Annotated in this window: 19 protein-coding genes and 1 pseudogene; 10 read left to right on the top strand and 10 right to left on the bottom strand. The window is 52.2% G+C overall.

The features are described from left to right. Nucleotides 1-24 precede the first annotated feature (24 nt). Both M2118_RS03960 and M2118_RS03955 read left to right on the top strand, forming a co-directional pair. Nucleotides 25-252, top strand: a complete 228-nt coding sequence (locus tag M2118_RS03960; RefSeq protein WP_280794639.1) for a hypothetical protein — start codon at nucleotides 25-27, stop codon at nucleotides 250-252. Beyond that, nucleotides 252-1,583: a hypothetical protein gene (locus M2118_RS03955; RefSeq protein WP_280794753.1), complete on the top strand. Its 1,332-nt coding sequence runs from the start codon at nucleotides 252-254 to the stop codon at nucleotides 1,581-1,583. The genes M2118_RS03960 and M2118_RS03955 overlap by 1 nt, the downstream gene beginning before the upstream one ends. Here M2118_RS03955 and M2118_RS03950 read toward each other — a convergent pair whose 3' ends face one another. Then, nucleotides 1,584-1,982 (bottom strand): phage holin family protein, encoded by a 399-nt coding sequence (locus tag M2118_RS03950; RefSeq protein WP_280794638.1) that lies wholly within the window; start codon nucleotides 1,980-1,982, stop codon nucleotides 1,584-1,586. It abuts the gene before it with no gap. A gap of 109 nt (nucleotides 1,983-2,091) precedes the next feature. Here M2118_RS03950 and M2118_RS03945 point away from each other — a divergent pair, with 109 nt between their 5' ends. From M2118_RS03945 to M2118_RS03930, 4 genes are all read left to right on the top strand, one after another. Further along, entirely contained in the window at nucleotides 2,092-3,228 is a 1,137-nt protein-coding gene (locus tag M2118_RS03945) for a thiamine pyrophosphate-dependent dehydrogenase E1 component subunit alpha (protein WP_280794637.1), read from the top strand. Then, complete coding sequence (locus M2118_RS03940) at nucleotides 3,228-4,208, top strand: alpha-ketoacid dehydrogenase subunit beta (RefSeq protein ID WP_280794636.1); 981 nt, start codon at nucleotides 3,228-3,230, stop codon at nucleotides 4,206-4,208. Before M2118_RS03945 ends, M2118_RS03940 begins: the two co-directional genes overlap by 1 nt. Before the next feature lie 10 nt (nucleotides 4,209-4,218). Beyond that, a complete protein-coding gene (locus M2118_RS03935) occupies nucleotides 4,219-5,616 on the top strand; it encodes a dihydrolipoamide acetyltransferase family protein (RefSeq protein WP_280794635.1) in 1,398 nt (465 codons plus the stop codon). Nucleotides 5,617-5,715: 99 nt separating this feature from the next. Further along, nucleotides 5,716-6,798, top strand: a complete 1,083-nt coding sequence (locus M2118_RS03930) for a Fic family protein (protein ID WP_280794634.1) — start codon at nucleotides 5,716-5,718, stop codon at nucleotides 6,796-6,798. A 9-nt stretch (nucleotides 6,799-6,807) separates the two neighbouring features. Here M2118_RS03930 and M2118_RS03925 read toward each other — a convergent pair whose 3' ends face one another. The 9 genes from M2118_RS03925 to M2118_RS03885 form a co-directional block, all read right to left on the bottom strand. Further along, on the bottom strand, nucleotides 6,808-7,443 hold the full coding sequence (locus M2118_RS03925; protein WP_280794633.1) for a LysE family translocator: 636 nt from the start codon (nucleotides 7,441-7,443) through the stop codon (nucleotides 6,808-6,810). A gap of 8 nt (nucleotides 7,444-7,451) precedes the next feature. Then, nucleotides 7,452-9,035: a phytoene desaturase family protein gene (locus M2118_RS03920; RefSeq protein WP_280794632.1), complete on the bottom strand. Its 1,584-nt coding sequence runs from the start codon at nucleotides 9,033-9,035 to the stop codon at nucleotides 7,452-7,454. Between the two features lie 33 nt (nucleotides 9,036-9,068). Continuing rightward, complete coding sequence (locus M2118_RS03915) at nucleotides 9,069-9,500, bottom strand: Lrp/AsnC family transcriptional regulator (protein WP_110232594.1); 432 nt, start codon at nucleotides 9,498-9,500, stop codon at nucleotides 9,069-9,071. A 136-nt stretch (nucleotides 9,501-9,636) separates the two neighbouring features. Next, nucleotides 9,637-10,161 carry a nuclear transport factor 2 family protein gene (locus M2118_RS03910; RefSeq protein ID WP_280794631.1) on the bottom strand — a complete coding sequence of 175 codons (525 nt, stop codon included), beginning with the start codon at nucleotides 10,159-10,161 and terminating at the stop codon, nucleotides 9,637-9,639. 28 nt (nucleotides 10,162-10,189) lie between these two features. Then, a complete protein-coding gene (locus tag M2118_RS03905) occupies nucleotides 10,190-11,155 on the bottom strand; it encodes an MBL fold metallo-hydrolase (protein WP_280794630.1) in 966 nt (321 codons plus the stop codon). Between the two features lie 59 nt (nucleotides 11,156-11,214). Continuing rightward, nucleotides 11,215-11,649, bottom strand: coding sequence for a cupin domain-containing protein (locus tag M2118_RS03900; RefSeq protein ID WP_280794629.1), 435 nt, complete (start codon nucleotides 11,647-11,649; stop codon nucleotides 11,215-11,217). A 27-nt stretch (nucleotides 11,650-11,676) separates the two neighbouring features. Then, nucleotides 11,677-12,114: a cupin domain-containing protein gene (locus tag M2118_RS03895; RefSeq protein WP_280794628.1), complete on the bottom strand. Its 438-nt coding sequence runs from the start codon at nucleotides 12,112-12,114 to the stop codon at nucleotides 11,677-11,679. A 20-nt stretch (nucleotides 12,115-12,134) separates the two neighbouring features. Beyond that, on the bottom strand, nucleotides 12,135-12,986 hold the full coding sequence (locus M2118_RS03890; protein WP_280794627.1) for a fumarylacetoacetate hydrolase family protein: 852 nt from the start codon (nucleotides 12,984-12,986) through the stop codon (nucleotides 12,135-12,137). Between the two features lie 19 nt (nucleotides 12,987-13,005). Next, nucleotides 13,006-14,070, bottom strand: coding sequence for an NADH:flavin oxidoreductase/NADH oxidase (locus M2118_RS03885; RefSeq protein ID WP_280794626.1), 1,065 nt, complete (start codon nucleotides 14,068-14,070; stop codon nucleotides 13,006-13,008). 170 nt (nucleotides 14,071-14,240) lie between these two features. On the opposite strand from M2118_RS03885, the pseudogene M2118_RS08875 reads away from it, so the two are divergent. The 4 genes and pseudogenes from M2118_RS08875 to M2118_RS03870 form a co-directional block, all read left to right on the top strand. After that, nucleotides 14,241-14,390, top strand: a pseudogene (locus tag M2118_RS08875) (helix-turn-helix domain-containing protein); the annotation flags it as partial. A gap of 69 nt (nucleotides 14,391-14,459) precedes the next feature. Beyond that, complete coding sequence (locus tag M2118_RS03880) at nucleotides 14,460-15,008, top strand: IclR family transcriptional regulator (protein WP_280794625.1); 549 nt, start codon at nucleotides 14,460-14,462, stop codon at nucleotides 15,006-15,008. A gap of 87 nt (nucleotides 15,009-15,095) precedes the next feature. Next, nucleotides 15,096-15,740 carry a TetR/AcrR family transcriptional regulator gene (locus tag M2118_RS03875; protein WP_280794624.1) on the top strand — a complete coding sequence of 215 codons (645 nt, stop codon included), beginning with the start codon at nucleotides 15,096-15,098 and terminating at the stop codon, nucleotides 15,738-15,740. A gap of 104 nt (nucleotides 15,741-15,844) precedes the next feature. Next, the gene (locus M2118_RS03870; RefSeq protein ID WP_280794623.1) at nucleotides 15,845-17,389 is read left to right on the top strand and encodes a class I adenylate-forming enzyme family protein; all 1,545 of its coding nucleotides are present in this window, start codon (nucleotides 15,845-15,847) and stop codon (nucleotides 17,387-17,389) included. Nucleotides 17,390-17,417 lie beyond the last annotated feature (28 nt).

The following is a 17,417-nucleotide window of genomic DNA, read 5'->3' as shown; positions in this document are numbered from 1 at the left end:
GCTCAGCGCTGGCACGGTATCCAGGTGAATGAATTCGAGGGTCTATCCGGCTTCCCGCCAGCTGGCCATAGCCAGTGGCTGGCGCTCGCCGATGCCCTCGATGCCGCAGTCGTCACACTTCACAATGCTGTGCCGGATCCGCTCTGGTTTGGACCATCACGGTATGCCTTCGACCACAACGCGGAACAGGTTATGGCCGATTTACGTCAGGCCCGCTGGGCCATTCTTGCCACGGAACCGGGTTCATCGTGATGAGGGTTGGTTCAGGAGTCGACACCGTTGCGCTTGATGATCTCTCGGGACGACTCCACGCCAGAGTGTGGCATTTGGAACATGTGCTTGCCAGCACTCGAGCACTGAGCTTTCATTCCACTCAAGCCCAGCATGCTTTTGCCCGCGCAACGCAAGCTACTCAACGACTCAAAGAGTTAGCAGGTGTCACGGCAGAAGGCTCCCGACAATATGCAGAGCGGGAGCAGTATCTACGCCAGGTCTCCGAGGACCTCAGTTCCACGTTGATGTGGAATCTGGGTCGAGCAATGCCTGCGTTGATTGGCGCATTTGGTCCAGAAATAATTGGCGGCGTCGCCATTGTTCTGGGTTTAGCAGCTGCACGGCGCCTGACTCCAGGCAGCCCCTTTGACCAGTTCGTCACACGACTCGAACAACGGTTGCCGGATTCAGGGCAATTCATGAGTCATCCCCTGGTGGTGCAGGGCACTGCCCACCTGATGTCCGGGGCAGATGATTTTGTAGCTGGCGTTCTGGGAATGCCCAAGCCACCCCAGGACGGGCTCCTGGCAGGGGAAGACCTCTTAGCTGGTGCAGCAATTGCTGGGCTGGGGATTGTGGGTGCCACAACTTTGCAAGAAACCCCTGTCCGGGTGAGGAACGTGGAACGCAGCACCGCCGAATCTGCTGACAGTTACCAAGACCTCATCTCACGCATTCCTCGAGCAGATGAAGGTGCTGCACAAATCCGAATCGAGCAATACGACTCCGGTTATGTGGTCTATCTCAGCGGGACGATTGATTCTGGTGTGGAACCTGCCACTGAGCCGTGGGATATGACCAGCAATATCTCCGCTATTGCTGAACTTGATTCCGGAAGCTATACCGCTGCTGTGATGGCTATGCGCGAAGCTGGCATTACCGCTCAGGACAACGTCATTCTGGTCGGGCATTCCCAAGGGGGACTAGTTGCCGCCCAGCTAGCTGCGTCAGGGAACTACACCGTCAGTGACGTTGTCACTGTGGGGGCTCCACTTCACCAAGTGGAGATTCCCGAAGAGATCAATGTTGTTGCCGTTGAGCATGAAGAAGATGTCATCCCCTCCCTCAGTGGTGTTGCCGCACCTGCTGCCATTGCTACTCACATGACAGTGACCAGGTCGCTGTTTGCACACTCGCCAGCGCCTCGAGGAGAGTTACTTCCAGCACATAATCTCTCTCGTTATGTCGAAACGGCAGCCGTAATGGATCGAAGCGGAGACCCCAAGCTCACTGCTGAGCAGAGACAAATCTCAGAGCGCACGCAGGGCACAGCAACCGTCACGATGTGGCGGGCAGATCGGGTGCAGTAATTACTTGCCGGTTGCGGGGCGAAGAATGAGACCCAAAATCCAGCTGACGATCGACAGCACGATTGCTGCCCAGAATCCGCCGGCAAAGCCGTCAACCTGCAGACCGTAGCCAAAGCCAAGAACCTGAGTAAGCCACGCAACAAACATGAGCAAGAAGGCGTTGACCACCAGGGCCATGAAACCGAGGGTGAGGATAAAGAGGGGGAAGGCCAGGAAGCGCAGTACGCGACCGATGGTTCCATTCACAATTCCAAAGATGAAGGCCACAAAAGCAAGGGTGAGCACATAGCCCAGGGTCTGCTGGTCCTCAGGGATGATGCGCAGGCTGTCAGGCAACATCACAGTGGTGAGCCAGAGTGCAATGGCGTTGATCACGGTGGAGAGCAGGAGTGACTTCATACCTCCATTCTGGCAGGTGAGCTCTTTAGTTGGGATACTCCTACGGTTTTCGCGAGAGATTGTAGAAGACCTACCAGTTCAGGGGGCTTTGACGGGATAGATTGGGTACATGGCCGATGAGACATTAGATCCCATGGTGCAGTTCCTCACGCCCGAGGGACACTATGCCCCCAGCGCAAGTGCAGAAGAGTTTCTGCCTTACTTTCAGCGCCTAACTGAGGCAGACCACCGCAAGTTTTACAAAGACATGGTTGTCATCCGCCGCTTCGACACTGAAGCAACCAACCTCCAGCGCCAGGGCCAGCTTGCTCTGTGGGTACCTAGCCACGGTCAAGAAGGTGCGCAGGTAGGTTCCGCGCACGCGACCAAGAAGCAAGACCACATCTTCCCCGCTTACCGCGAGCACGCTATTGGCATGATCCGCGGCATTGATGTTCTGGAAATCATTCGTGTTCTTCGCGGTCTGACTCACGGCGGCTGGGACCCCACCCTGCCTGAGCACGGCAACTTCCACATCTACACGCTGGTTATTGGTTCGCAGGCATTGCACGCTACCGGTTACGGCATGGGTATCAAGTTCGATGGCGCCACTAACACCGGAAACCCAGATACCGACCAGGCCGTCATTGTCTACTTCGGTGATGGCGCAACCAGCCAGGGCGACGTCAGCGAAGCACTTGTCTTTGCTGCCAGCTACCAAACCCCTCAGGTCTTCTTCGTACAGAACAACCACTGGGCAATCTCGGTACCGGTGAGCACCCAGGCACGCGTTCCCCTCTACAAGCGTGGTGAAGGCTTCGGCATTCCCGGTGTTCAGGTCGACGGTAATGACGTCTTCGCCAGCTATGCCGTGACTGCCAAGCAGCTCGATGACGCTCGCAGCGGCAAGGGCCCCAGCTTGATTGAGGCTCACACGTACCGCATTGGTGCGCACACCTCGAGTGACGACCCCACGAAGTACCGCACAGATGCTGAGCTTGAATCGTGGATTGCTCGCGACCCCATCACCCGCATGGAAGCATTCCTGCGGAACTCTGGCGCACCCCAGTCCTTCTTTGACGAAGTTCACCAAGAAGCTGCTGACTTTGCTAGCGACATTCGTCGTCGCACCGTTGATCTGAAGAACCCTGAACCTGCCAGCATGTTCAACCACGTTTACACAGATCCACACCCACTCATGGAAGAACAGAGTGCGTGGCTTGCTAACTACGAAGCGTCTTTCGATGAGCAGGGAGGCGGTCACTAATGGCTATTGAAAACCTTCCTTTAGGTAAAGCAATCAACCTCGGTCTTCGCCAGGCGATGCTCAACGACCCCAAGGTCATCCTGATGGGTGAAGACATCGGAACACTCGGCGGAGTGTTCCGTGTGACCGAAGGTCTCAAGAACGAATTCGGCGCTGACCGTGTGCTCGATACTCCTCTTGCCGAATCCGGCATTGTCGGTTCTGCTATTGGTCTGGCAATGCGCGGATACCGCCCTGTGATCGAGATTCAGTTCAACGGTTTCGTTTACCCCGCCTTTGATCAGATCACCAGCCAGCTGGCGAAACTGACCAACCGTCACGAGGGTGCCATGCAGTTCCCCGTGGTGATCCGCATTCCTTACGGCGGTCACATTGGTGCGGTTGAGCACCACCAAGAAAGCAACGAGGCATACTTCCTCCACACAGCAGGTTTGCGCGTGGTCAGCCCCAGCAATCCTCACGATGCTTACTGGATGATCCAGGAAGCAATTCAATCGAATGACCCCGTCATCTTCTTCGAGCCCATGAGTCGCTACTGGCCCAAGGCAGATGTGGACACGTCGGCTTCCAACTTCCCCCTTCACGCCAGCCGCGTGGTTCGCCCAGGCAATGACGTCACCGTCATTGGCCACGGCGCGATGGTCAGCGTTTTGCTGCAGGCAGCAGAAGTTGCCGCCACAGAGGGCATGAGCCTCGAAGTCATTGACGTTCGTTCGCTTTCTCCCATCGACTACGCACCGATTCTCGAATCAGTTCGCAAGACCGGTCGTTGTGTCATTGCTCAGGAAGCTCCCGGCAACGTGAGCCTCGCATCTGAGTTGGCAGCAACCATTACCGAGAAGGCGTTCTACTCGCTTGAAGCACCTGTGCTCCGTGTGACAGGTTTCGATACTCCCTTCCCTCCAGCAAAGCTCGAGGCCATCTACCTACCCGACTCGGACCGCGTCCTCGACGCAGTCGACCGAGTGCTGAGTTACTAGGAGTGACCAGATGACGGTGTCTAAGTTCTATCTCCCCGACGTTGGCGAAGGTCTCACCGAGGCAGAAATTGTCTCGTGGAAGGTCAAACCCGGCGACTCGGTCGCCATCAACGATGTCCTCGTTGAGATCGAGACTGCGAAGTCTCTCGTTGAGCTGCCCAGCCCCTATGAGGGACAGGTTGGCGAACTTCTTGCCCAAGAAGGCGAAACCGTTGAAGTTGGCACCGCCATCATCACCATCGCAACTGCCGGCCACTCCATGCTGACTTCTCCCACCCCCACCCTTGCTCAGGCAGCAATGGCGAATGAAGTATTCGTCACCGCAGACAGCGAGATCGACGGGGCTGTTGACGCCAAAGAAGAAGGTTCCGGAAGTGTTCTCGTTGGCTATGGCGTTGGTGGTCATGCTGCGACGCGTCGTCGCCGCGGCGGCAACGCACCTGCACCGACTCCTCCCGCAGCACCTGCTGTGGTGACCCCCGCACCTCAGGCAGTTGCTCCAGCACCTGTTGCCAAGCGCCCAGCATCACTGCCTGTCGCCGAAGCAGTTCCTGTTATTGCCAAGCCGCCTATTCGCAAGCTTGCCAAAGACTTGGATGTGAACCTCGCAGAGGTGGAAGCAACCGGTCTTGCAGGTGAAATCACGCGCGATGACGTGATTCGTCACGCGTCTCAGGCCAGCGTTTTCCGCAACATTCAGACACCCGAGTGGCCAGAAGAGCGCGAAGAGCGCATTCCGGTCAAGGGTGTGCGCAAGGCCATCGCGACAGCGATGGTGCAGAGCGCATTCACTGCTCCGCACGTTTCTGTGTTCGTTGACGTTGATGCCACTCGCACCATGGAGTTCGTCAAGCGTTTGAAGAACTCTCCTGACTTTGCTGGTGTGAAGGTGTCGCCACTGCTGATTCTGGCCAAGGCCATCATCTGGGCAGTGCGACGCAACCCCACGGTTAACTCCACCTGGACCGACAAAGAGATCATTGTTCACCGCTACGTGAACTTAGGTGTTGCTGCTGCAACTCCACGTGGTCTGATTGTTCCCAACGTGAAAGACGCTCAGGAAATGAGCCTGCTTGAGCTGGCCCAGTCCCTGGAGCAGCTCACCTTAAATGCACGTGACGGCAAGACCTCACCGGCAGACATGGCTGGTGGAACCATCACGGTCACCAACATTGGTGTCTTCGGTATGGACACCGGAACACCCATCTTGAACCCCGGTGAAGTGGGCATCTTGGCCCTGGGAACCATTAAGCAAAAGCCCTGGGTTGTTGACGGCGAAGTTCGTCCACGTTTCGTCACCACATTGGGTGCAAGCTTCGACCACCGTGTTGTTGATGGTGACGTAGCTAGCCGCTTCTTGGCTGACGTGGCCAGCGTGGTTGAAGAACCTGCGCTCTTGCTCGACTAAATACGAAGATATGTATAGCTAGATATACATGTTTCTGAAATATGTATAGTTTTTGCAAAAAAATATACATATGTGCTGAATTTCAGATACCATTGCTGAATGCAATGGAACCCAGATCTGCCGTATAACAGCCTTCCATTGTTGCCTCCTGCCACAGAGATAGAGACAAAGCAGGTACTGAGGGCCACCACCGAGGCTCGCGCAGCACTAGCAACACTGAATCAAGTCGTCAGGTTTATTCCAGAGCCCGTTCTTTTGTTGAACGCACTCCCCCTCATTGAGGCACAAGCCAGTTCAGAGATAGAAAACATCTTGACGACGCGTGATGATCTGTTTCAACATTTTGAAAACGAAACAATTTCATCAAGCCCTGAGCTGAAAGAAACGTTCCGATATCGCAGGGCAGTATTTTCTGCAATTGACTTTTTAGATACCCGACCATTGAGTTTTTCAGTAGCACAGCATGTGTGCTCAGAAATTAAAAATCGACAAATGGACATTCGCACGTTGCCGGGAACTTTTATTGGCAATGCAACAACTGGAGCTGCTGTTTATACGCCACCTCAGGGTAGAGACGTTCTTCACTCATTAATATCCAATTGGGAAGAGTTTTTACATTCGACAACAGAGCTAGATCCCCTCATCGCAATGGCGGTGATGCATTACCAGTTTGAAGCAATACATCCCTTCAGCGACGGTAATGGTCGTACCGGCCGAGTGCTCAACATCCTTTTTCTGCTCGAAAAGCGTTTACTGACTTTGCCAATCCTGTATCTCTCGCGGTTCATCATTACGCACAAAGAGGAGTATTACTCCAAGTTGCTCGCTGTGACACAGAATGCAGCGTGGGAAGAGTGGATTCTGTTCATGTTGAATGCGGTGCGAGAAACGTGTGAGAGAACGACAGACCTCGTGGAAGAGATCTTTAGTCTCTACAACACCTATGTGGCACTTTTCCGTGAGGTTCCTGGTGTTCGTAATGACCCTTACTTAGTGAATGTTTTGTTTGCCAAACCTTTTTGCAGAATTTCAGATGTGGTTGAAAAATGTGGTGTCACACGACTGACTGCAACCAAATGGCTTGAGTCACTTCAACAAGCAGGGATATTAGAAGATAAAAAGGTTGGCAGGGATCGAATCTTCATCAATAGAAGGTTCTACGAAATTCTGCGAGAAATCTAAGTCCCGGGACTAAAGAGAATCGAAGAAGGCCACCCAAATGGCCAAGCCAACAATCAGAACACCTCCGGTGCCCTGAACAATGGCAAGTCGTTTAACGTCTTTAGCGAACCAGTCTCTGGCTAACCCCGCACCGATGGCATACATCGAGTCACTCAAGATACCGATGATCTCGAAGATGATGCCGAGGATCAGCAGCTGAAGCATGACGTTGCCTTGCTTCACATCAACAAAACCTGGGAGTACAGCGGTGAAGAACACCATGGTCTTCGGGTTGCTCAGACCAACGAAGAAGCCTTCTCGTAATGTCTTGAACTTTGATTGCGGAGAACCAGTGGCATCCACATCAAAGCCGTGGTCTTTGCGGTGACGGAAAGCCTGGATACCCAGATAAGCAAGATAGGCAGCACCGAGGTATTTGATTCCATAGAACAAGAACTCTGAGCTGGCAACAATGGCACCCAGGCCCAGAACTACCGCGATGAGCCACACCAATGTGCCCATCGCATTACCCACCACAGTAAGCACACCGGCGCCCTTGCCTAAGGCAAGCGAGCGCCCAACGGCAAACATCACCGAGGGGCCGGGGATCAAAATGATCACCAGCGCCGCAATGCTAAACGCGATCAGGTTCTCAATGGGAGGCATGGGCTGTATTAGTTACTTTCCAGCACAGCCATCGCTGCGTTGTGTCCGCCGATACCGGAGACAGCCCCACCGCGACGCGCACCTGAACCACAAAGTAGAACACCGGGGTAGTCGGTTGCCACACCCCAGCGCTTGGCAGGAGTGGACAAGTCATCGCCATCTTCAACCCACGGCCAGGAGAGCAGACCGTGGAAGATGTTTCCACCGGTCAGGTTGAGAGCATCTTCGAGGTCGAGGGTGGTCTTGGTCTCCACACAGAGCTCACCGTTGGCGTCACGCATGAGGACGTCTTCGATGGGCTCAGCTAGAACGCTGTTAAGTGAGCGCAACACAGCAGCCTGCAGTTCAGCACGAACAGCGTCATTGTTCTCGCGGTTCACCAGCGAGTGTGGTGCGTGAATACCAAACACAGTCAAGGTTTGAGCACCAGACGCACGAAGCTCGGGACCCAAGATGCTGGGGTCACTCAGTGAGTGACAGTAAATCTCACAGGGAAGAGTTGAAGGAACCTTCCCCGAGACTGCTTCATCAAATGCAGTCTGCAACTGGGAGTAGCTCTCGTTGATGTGGAATGTTCCACCAAAAGCCTGTTCAGGAGTCACGCTAGGGTCAGCCAACTTCGGCAGACGCTTGAGCAGCAGGTTCACCTTGACCTGAGCACCCTCTGGGCGAGAAGTAGATTCAGGAGTTTCACCCAAGAGCTCAGAAAGAACCCAGGGGGACACATTGGAAAGAACCCAAGGTGTTGTCACCTCGGTAGCAACGCCATCCTTGCTGTAGAACACAGAGGCTGCTTCGCCTGCCTTTTCTGCGGGCGCAATAGCGGTAACTTCAGCTTCGGTAACAAGCTGAGCTCCAGCTTCGCGAGCAGCGCGAGCAATCTCACCCGAGACAGCACCCATGCCACCAACAGGAACATCCCAGTCCCCGGTAGTGCCACCAATCACGTGATACAAGAAGCAGCGGTTCTGATCCAGACTCGCATCGTGGGGGGCAGAGAAAGTCCCAATGATGCCGTCGGTATAGACAACACCCCGAGCAATCTCACCCTGAATGTCGCGTTCAATAACTTCACCCAGAGGACGCTCGATGAATTCATCCCAGACAGCGTCGTCACCGACGATGGCCTTAGCTTCGGAACGGGTCACGAGAGGTTCAGTCACGGAAGGCCACAGTGCCTTGGCCAACGTGATGGTCTTGGCATAGAACTTCTCAAACCCGGCAGCATCTTCAGCTTCACCAATACGTGAGAAAGAGGACGCAGTCGCAGCAGAGTCCTGGTTGTCCACGAGCAGACCCACCTCCGGGTTGCCAGGCACGGGAGTGTATGAAGAGTAACGACGACGAATGAGCTTCACGTCGAGACCGAGGTCCTCGATGATCTTCTGGGGCAGCAAGCTGACCAAGTAGCTATAGCGAGACAGGCGGGCATCCACACCCTCAAATGCCTGGGCAGAAATAGCAGCGCCACCGAGGTGATCGCTCTTCTCCAGCACGAGGACAGACCGGCCAGTCTTAGCGAGATAGGCAGCGGCAGTCAGACCGTTGTGACCACCACCGACGATGACGACGTCGTAGGCTTCTTTGCTCATATTCCCAGCCTAGTGGGGACGTTCGGAGGCGAACTATTGGCGATAAATGAGTCGCGACATCACGATAGAAGTTCGCGTGTGGTCCACATTGGGTGCATTCCGAACAGCCTCAAGTGCGTCTTCCAAACTGGCGATGTTGTGGCTGCGCATGTGGACGATGGCATCGGCACTTCCTGAGACAGTTCCCGCATCCACCACATCAGGAACGCCTTCCAGTAGGCGACGAAGCTCATCCGGGGCAACAGTGCCACGGCAGAACAACTCGACATAGGCTTCCGTCTCCAGGCCCTCAACGGAGGGGTCAACGTGGATGGTGAAACCACGGATCACACCGTCTGCCATCAGGCGGTCAACACGACGTTTTACCGCTGAAGCTGAGAGCCCGATGACTCCACCAATGTCTCCATAGGCGGCTCGAGAATTCTGACGCAGTTGATCAATGATGCGACGGTCCAAGTTGTCCATGACATGAGCTTATAAGTCGCTCAAAATAGATGCTTTCAGAAGGCTGCGCAAGCCGCACTTGTAAAAGGTAAAGCTCAATTTATCCAATTGTTCGGATTCAATAGGTTTGAACCCCTACCCGTTCATAAACGTGTTGTTATGCCCAATCAACTTTGATTCGAGTAAGCAGCAAAGAAGAAATCTGCCACCGACCATCTTTGAGGAGGTAGGTCTCGTGGTAGTGGCCGTAGCCGTGCATAACTTCATTGCCATAGTCGAGCTGGTCATACAGAGTCCACTTCCCTTTCGCGGTAAGCGGAGACGTAAGCGTGAGTTGAGGGTCGTGCCCTTGGTGAACAGTAATGATTCCGCCCACCGCTTTTTCGATCCGTAAAGCTGCCTCCTTGCCACCCCGAACAATTGTTTTTGTCGGATTGAGGTGCTCAGAAGTCATGCCATGGCGGCCAACGTGATAGTGGTCTTCGCCGCTGAAATCAATGATGGCTTCATTAGTAAAGATTTCCTCCATTGCTGACCAATCCTTATGGTCCACAGCAGCGAGATATCTGGATTTTAGGTTTTTGATGGCCTCCAAGGCAATTAAAGATTCATTGAAACCAATTTCTCTGTGAGTTTCAATATCTAGTACGACCGAATCGAAAGGCTGCAAGTTGTCATTCATAAGAACTCCTTTGTTCTGAAGTGGTGATTTAGATGCCGGTGAAGTTTCTTGAGGCGTAAAGATACATATCTGCCTGTGCAATGACCATGCGACGTGTGGTTGGGTTCATCGAATCCCAGGGTTTTGTCCATGTCAGAGATTGCGCAACTGACCATGCGGAAGGCTCGACCCCACTGTTGAGAAGTTCAGTAACTTGACCTACTCGGTTGATGTGGTGGTTTCTTATCTCGGTGCATCTTGAACGGAGATTCGCAATGACAGGACCATGACCGGGAAAGCCAGTGGCTCCGCGCAAACCTTCAATGGTTGCTACAGAAGTCAAATAATTGACCATAGCTTCTGGTTTCCACACCTTTCCAAGCCCTACACCGGGATTGAATTCACCCAAAATATGGTCGCCAGTGAAAACCTGATTCTGGTCGACGTCTTCAATACAAATATGCCCCGGAGTGTGTCCAGGAGTGTGGTGAATACGTAAATTTCTCCCTGGAATTAGTAAATAATCACCATCACGTAGCAATATGTCGGCCCTAATTCGTGGCGGAATATTTGGTGTCTGTGTTTCAAGCTCAACTCGAAGCACGTCACGATGCTCTTGAGGTACCTGCCAATGCTCGAGCAGATTATTTCTTTGATCTACGGAATGAGGGAGAAAATCTAGTAGCAACTCTTCTTGCTCTATTTCGTGAAGAGCTATAGGACATCCTGACTCTTCACGAACATGGTGAGCCATGCCTACGTGGTCTTTATGTTGATGGGTGACGGTGACCGAGCACACATCTTTTGCTTTGCAGCCCAGACGCGAAAGTCCTAGCTGTAACTCGGACCAATTACTTTCAGAATTCCATCCCGGGTCGATGAGATGAATATCGCCAGCTTTATCGAGCAGCACATATGTTGCGATGTATTCAGGGTGATCTGAAGGAAGTACGTGAGGAATCATCCACACGTACTCACCAACTTGAGTAACTGGGGGGAGAAGTGAATTGACCATTAATTTGCTCTGGGAAAAACAGATGCCGGGGCTAAATGTCCCGGCATCTGTTCGTATCCTTATGGAATCAGGTCGATCTCGATCTCAGCGATGTCCTGGTCCTTGAGGTTCACAACAACGTTGTCGAGTGCACGAGCGGTCATCCACACAAGTTCCTTGGACTTAGAACGGTTGCCCTCAATGTGAGGAATTCCAGGGGGTACGTAAACGTAGTCACCTGCGGTGAGGTAAACAATGTTTTCGAAACGCTCTCCGTAACGAATGAATGCGTCACCTTCGAAAACGTAACCTGCGGTTTCTACTTCACCGTGGTGGTGAGGGTCTGAAACTTCACCGGGGCCGGTGTAGACCTTGCCAAGCCAAAGGCTTTCAACATCTGAGTTCTCTTTGCTAACACCCGAAACGCGGCGAGCGTTGAGGGTCTGAGTGGTGTTCTCAAGAAGGTCTGCTGCGCGGTTTACAGCAATCTTTTTCTGAATTACAGGAGTGGACATTTTTCTTCCTTTCAATTGGTTCTGTTGTTAGTCGACGTACTTGATGTCAATGTCAGCAACGTCTTGGTTTTCAAGGTTGATGACGATGTTGTCCGGATTACGAGTAGTCATCCAGATGAGTTCTTCAGTGTGAGAAAGGTTCCCTTCGATGTGAGGAACGAAAGGAGGGACGTAAACGAAGTCGCCTTCCTCCATGTAGACAATGTCTTCGTAGCGCTCGCCGAATCGGATGAACCCGTTTCCCTTGAAGATGTACCCGCCGGTTTCAGCTTCTCCATGGTGGTGAGGATCAGAAACCTCACCGGGGCCAGTGAAGACCTTTCCAAACCACAGATCTTTGACAGCTGTGTTCTCCTTGCTTACGCCAGAAAGTCGGCGGGCATGAGCGGTCTGGCCGGGTGCTTCTGGTAACTGATCTTTGCGCTGGACGCTAATTTTCTTGAGTACTTTTGGTGCTTCAGACATTTCTAATCTCCTTTGATTGGTTAAGAACGTTCTTCAATGACGGGGTTGACGAGGCGACCAATACCTTCGACTTCGACCTCCACGACGTCACCGGGGAAGAGCCAAAGCTGTGGGTCCCTGCCATCTCCGACGCCACCTGGGGTACCTGTGACGATGACATCTCCAGGATTGAGGGTTGTCCATTCAGAGCAGTAGATGATGAGGTCTTCGACAGAGAAAATCAGCTGGTCTAGCGTTGAGTCCTGAACGACAACATCATTGACCTTTGTCGTGATGCGCTTGCTACCCAGGTCATCAATCTCATCTGGAGTGACAATTGCCGGACCGAAACTTCCAGATTTCGGGAAGTTCTTTCCCGGGGCAAACTGGTGAGTGTGGCGCTGGTAATCACGGATTGAACCGTCGTTGAATACTGAATATCCAAAGACGGCAGCTTGCGCTTCCTCGCGGGTTGCATGTCGAACTGTCGAACCAATGACGACTGCCATCTCTCCTTCGAAGTCGAACTTCATGCTGTTCGTAGGGGCTACCAATGCCTCGCCGTCGCCTACCAATGAGTCATTGAAGCGAGTAAATATCACAGGGAACTCAGGAGTCGGCCGGTTCATTTCTGCAATGTGATCCGCGTAGTTCAATCCGACGCAGATGATTTTTCCTGCATCTGTAACTGGGGGTAAAAGCTCTACTGAAGCGCGGTTAACAGTTGGGGCAGTGTCGCGAAGATCAAGCGCAAGGGGAACTAGGTTACGACGCATGCTCTCTCCGAGAGAAGCCCCACCAACCAGCCGAATTGCACCGAGATCAACGATGGTGTCCCCTTCGAGGATTCCCCAGCTTTTCTTGTTTTCTTGTTTGAACGAAACAAATTTCATGATGATCCTTTGTGCTTCTTTAGTTCCAGTAACCAGGGCGGTGTGGGACGGGGCGGTAGTCAACTTCAATCCCTAATTCGTGTGCAGCACGAAGGGGGAAGTGAGGGTCGTTGATGAGTTGGCGGCCAATAAAGATGGCGTCTGCCTTCTCTTCTTGCAAGATCTGCTCCGCCTGCACTGCAGTAGTTATCTTTCCGACTGCAGCAGTGAGAACTTTGCCTTCGTTCTTGACGGTTTCAGAGAACGGGACCTGATAGCCAGGAGTGGAGGAGATGAAAATTGAACGCAACAGTCCACCGCTAGAAATGTCGAAGAGGTCTGCGCCTAATTCCTGACACCACTTTGCAACAATTGCAGTCTCTTCAGGATTCCAGCCGCCATCAACCCAGTCAGTGGCGGAGAAGCGAACAAACAGTGGAATATCCGAACCGATTTGCTCTCGGACAACCTTGACTACTTCAAGCAAGAATCGAGCTCTGTTCTCAAGCGAGCCACCATATTGGTCTTCTCGGATGTTGCTTAGCGGAGAAAGGAACTCGTGCAACAGATAACCGTGTGCGGCGTGGATCTCAATTACTTTGAACCCAGCTTCAACGGAACGACGAGCAGCATCAGCAAATTCTTGAACGACTACAGCAATATCTTCAGTCGTCATGACCCGGGGAACAGTAAGTCCATCTACTGCGAGCGCTGAAGGGCCGATGGTCTCCCAGCCTCCTTGATCCAAAGGCAAAGCTTTTTCATGCATATCGTCAGAAGCCTTACGTCCTGCATGTGCAATCTGAATAGCGGGCACAGATCCTTGAGATTCAATGAAAGCCGCTACAGGCTTCCAGAGATCACGCTGGTGGTCATTCCAGATTCCTGCACACTGCGCTGTGATTCGGCCGATTGGGCTAATGGCTGTTGCTTCAACCATGACCATTCCCGCTCCTCCAGCGGCGTAGCTACCGGCATTTACAAGGTGCCAAGAGTTTGGATTCCCAGTCTGGTCTTCGCATGCGAACTGGCACATAGGGGGTACCCAGATGCGATTACGGAAATAAACATCGCGAATTGTAAGCGGTTCGAATAGAAGTGCCACGGGGTTCCTATCGGTGTGAATTCTTCGTTGAAATCTTCAGACGCACTCATGTCGTCAAGTCAAGATTGATGTTCACACCCCCACTCACGCCATCGATATCGAAAGTTTGTCTCGCAGAGGGGGACTTAATCGGGTACTTTTGGTGAACAAGCGCTAGTTAGGAGTTAGAGGTGGAGAAATACACTGTTCAGTCACTTGACCTTGGCCTTCGGATTCTCCAGCTGATGGGGACTGCAGACGTCCTTACAGTGAGGAGCGCCGCAACTTCTCTTGGCATCAGTACTTCAGCAGCCCACCGAGCTCTGCGCACTTTGGAGGACAGAGGGTTCGTATCAATCTCTTCAAACTCAAGGGGATACGTCCCTGGCCCTTATCTAATGGGAATGTTGATGACTCCAGGAATCCAGCCTAAAACCAAATTCAAACTCAGACCAGTGATCCAGGCTGTTCGAGAGCAGACAGGTGAATCTGTTCATAGTGCTGTATTGCTGGGTAACCAGGTTCTTGTAGTCGACGGAAGAAGGTCTAATCATCCCAAAGACATTGGTTTACGAATTGGAATGACGGCCCCGGCACATGCGATGGCGGCGGGGAAATTGTTGCTGGCTCAACTAGATCAGGCACAGCTCAGAGCGATTCTCCCTAATCAGACTTTGCCAAGGAGAGGCCCGAAGACCATTACAAACAGGGATGAACTCGAGGCTGAGTTACGGCGTGTGCGAGTAGGGGGAGTGGCATATACCATTCAAGAATCTGAAACAGGTATTAACTCCCTCGCACTTCCTCTTGCAGGCTCAAACTGGAGAGACAGAATCGCTCTGGTTATCTCACTCCCGATTAGTCGAGGAAAAGCCAGCCGCTTGCGAGAGTTGGCAGAAATCAGCGAATCAATTATCAGCTCTTTTGGTGGGGAACAAGCTGTGACAAATAAATGGTGAGACAAGCAATAAAAAGGACCGCTAGACCCTTAGGCTAATAAAATAACTAACAACTCATAGTTCGTTTAGAAACTTCCTCCACGCAACATGATCGGAACCAGAATGACCGGTATTACTGCTGCAGGCCAGATCACAGCCAACGCCATTCGCGATGAAGCTGCTCAGCTGTTCTTTCTGCATGGTTTCGAAGCCACGAGCCTTCGCCAAGTTGCTACTGGCGTGGGGATCAAAGTTGGAAGTCTCTACAACCACATTGAAAACAAAGAAGACCTCCTGCTTCAAATCATGGGTGGCACCATGGATGAACTTATGGAGATTCAGGAGAAAGCCCTAGCTGAGTGCTCGGACATCATCGAAAAGTTAATTGTTCTACTTTCTTGCCACATCCGTTTTCATGCGGAGCATGCACAAGTTGTATTCATCGGTAACTCGGAACTTCGTTCACTCTCCCCAGAGAACCGTGCACAAATCATCGCTCGCCGTCGCGAATATCAAACGATGATCCAAAATCTCATCGAAGAAGCTGATCGAAGTGGAAGAGCGTTAGTGCTCGATGCGCGACTGCACACCTTCAGCATTGTTGCTATGGGTACCCACGTTGCAAGTTGGTACAAGGGTTCTGGAAACCTTTCTTTGGACCGAATTATCAACATCTATTCGAAGATTGCGCTCCGTGGACTTGGCGTCGCTGATGCGGATGCACTGGTCGACAAAAAGTTCCCCGCTTTATAAAGCCACACTCTTGAGTAGCCAAAGGCTTGCTCATTTGCTTTCAACCCGTTATCGTATAAATCACGAACAAGCGTTCGCTTGTTTGTTCAACCGGGAGAGCAAAGATGCACACCATTGGAGACTGGACTCGACTCAACTACAGACGTAATCCATCAAAGGAAGCGTTTGTAAGTTTTGACGGACGAGTCAGTTTTGGTCAGGTAGCCGAGCGAGCTTGGCAACTCTCCCGCGGATTGCGTGAAGCTGGGGTTAAGCCTGGCGAGGTTGTTGGCGTATTGGCCGGTAACTCAACCTTCAACGCCGAGCTCTTTATTGGCATCGCAAACTCAGGTTCAATCTACGGTGCGTATAACTGGCGTTGGGCGGCAGAAGAGCTTGCTGGCGGAATTAAAGAATCAAGTCCAGCCCTCATCATCGCCGAGGACCGCTTCACAGATTTGGTAACTCAGGCAATCGAGATTCTGAATAACGATGCTGAATATTCCGGCACAATCCCACGCGTAGTTTTTGAGGGAGAAGTAGAGAAACTTCGAATTGGCACTGGAGTATTCACCGCTGAAATCACTTCCGAAGATCCGCTTTGTTTGATCTATACCGGTGGCAGCACTGGAATTCCAAAGGCAGTTGTTCTTTCGCATCGTTCAGCAACTTCTAATGCTTTGAACGAAATCATCTCGTGTGATTTGGGCAAGAATCCCGAAGACCGTGGATTGATCCTCACTCCAATGTTCCATTCGGCTGCACTTCTTTGCTGGCTCACAACCCACTTCGTCGCTGGATCCACAAGCATCATTGCTCAACAGTTTGATGAAGAAACAATGATTCGACTCGTAGAGAGCGAACAAGTCACCAACACATTCATGATCCCTAATATGATGCGACGCGTGATGCAGGCAGGCGTATTCGACCAGCCTGCTTTCCAAACGCACTTCCGCGCACTACATACCGGTGCAGGTTTGTTACGCATGCCAGATAAGGAACGCTTCCGAGAGATTCTTCCCAATGCTGATCTGTTCTTCCGATACGGACTTACAGAAGCTGGTCCGCAAGTTACGAGACTTCACACCCGGGACATGCTTGACCCCGCAGTTGATGGATCCATCGGACAGGAGTACTTCACTGTTGAAGCTGAAGTAATGATTCCCGGCACTACTGAAATAGCAGCTCCTGGAGAACTGGGAGAAATTTACGTCAAGGGACCTTCTCTCATGACGGGGTACCTCAACCGACCTGAGGCAACTGCAGAAGCATTTATCGACGGTTGGTTACGAACTGGTGACCTTGCAACGCGTGACGACCGAGGGTTCTTCTTCTTCAAAGACCGCCTTAAAGAAATGATTAAATCTGGCGGCGAGAACGTGTATTCCGTCGAGGTAGAGCAGGTGCTTTACACACACCCTGCTGTGTTGGAAGCAGTTGTACTCGGAGTTCCGAACCTGGAATGGGATGAAGAAGTCCGAGGCGTTATTGTCCTTCGCGACAACATGACTGCAACAAGTGACGAATTGCGTGCACATGTTCGCAAGTCACTTGCTGGATACAAAGTTCCCAAGAAGCTCGAATTTGTCACAGCTGACTTTCTGCCAAGAAGTGCTGCAGGAAAACTCGAAAAACTCACACTCAAGTCAAAGCTTGGCTGGCTCGGGTAGCCAGATCATCGAACACAAGAAAAGTAGA

It is taken from the genome of Aurantimicrobium minutum, from assembly GCF_029892845.1.
GTDB classification, from domain to species: Bacteria; Actinomycetota; Actinomycetes; order Actinomycetales; family Microbacteriaceae; genus Aurantimicrobium; species Aurantimicrobium minutum_B.
Note: the sequence above shows the minus strand (reverse complement) of the source record. Positions and strands in the feature narration are given on the sequence as shown.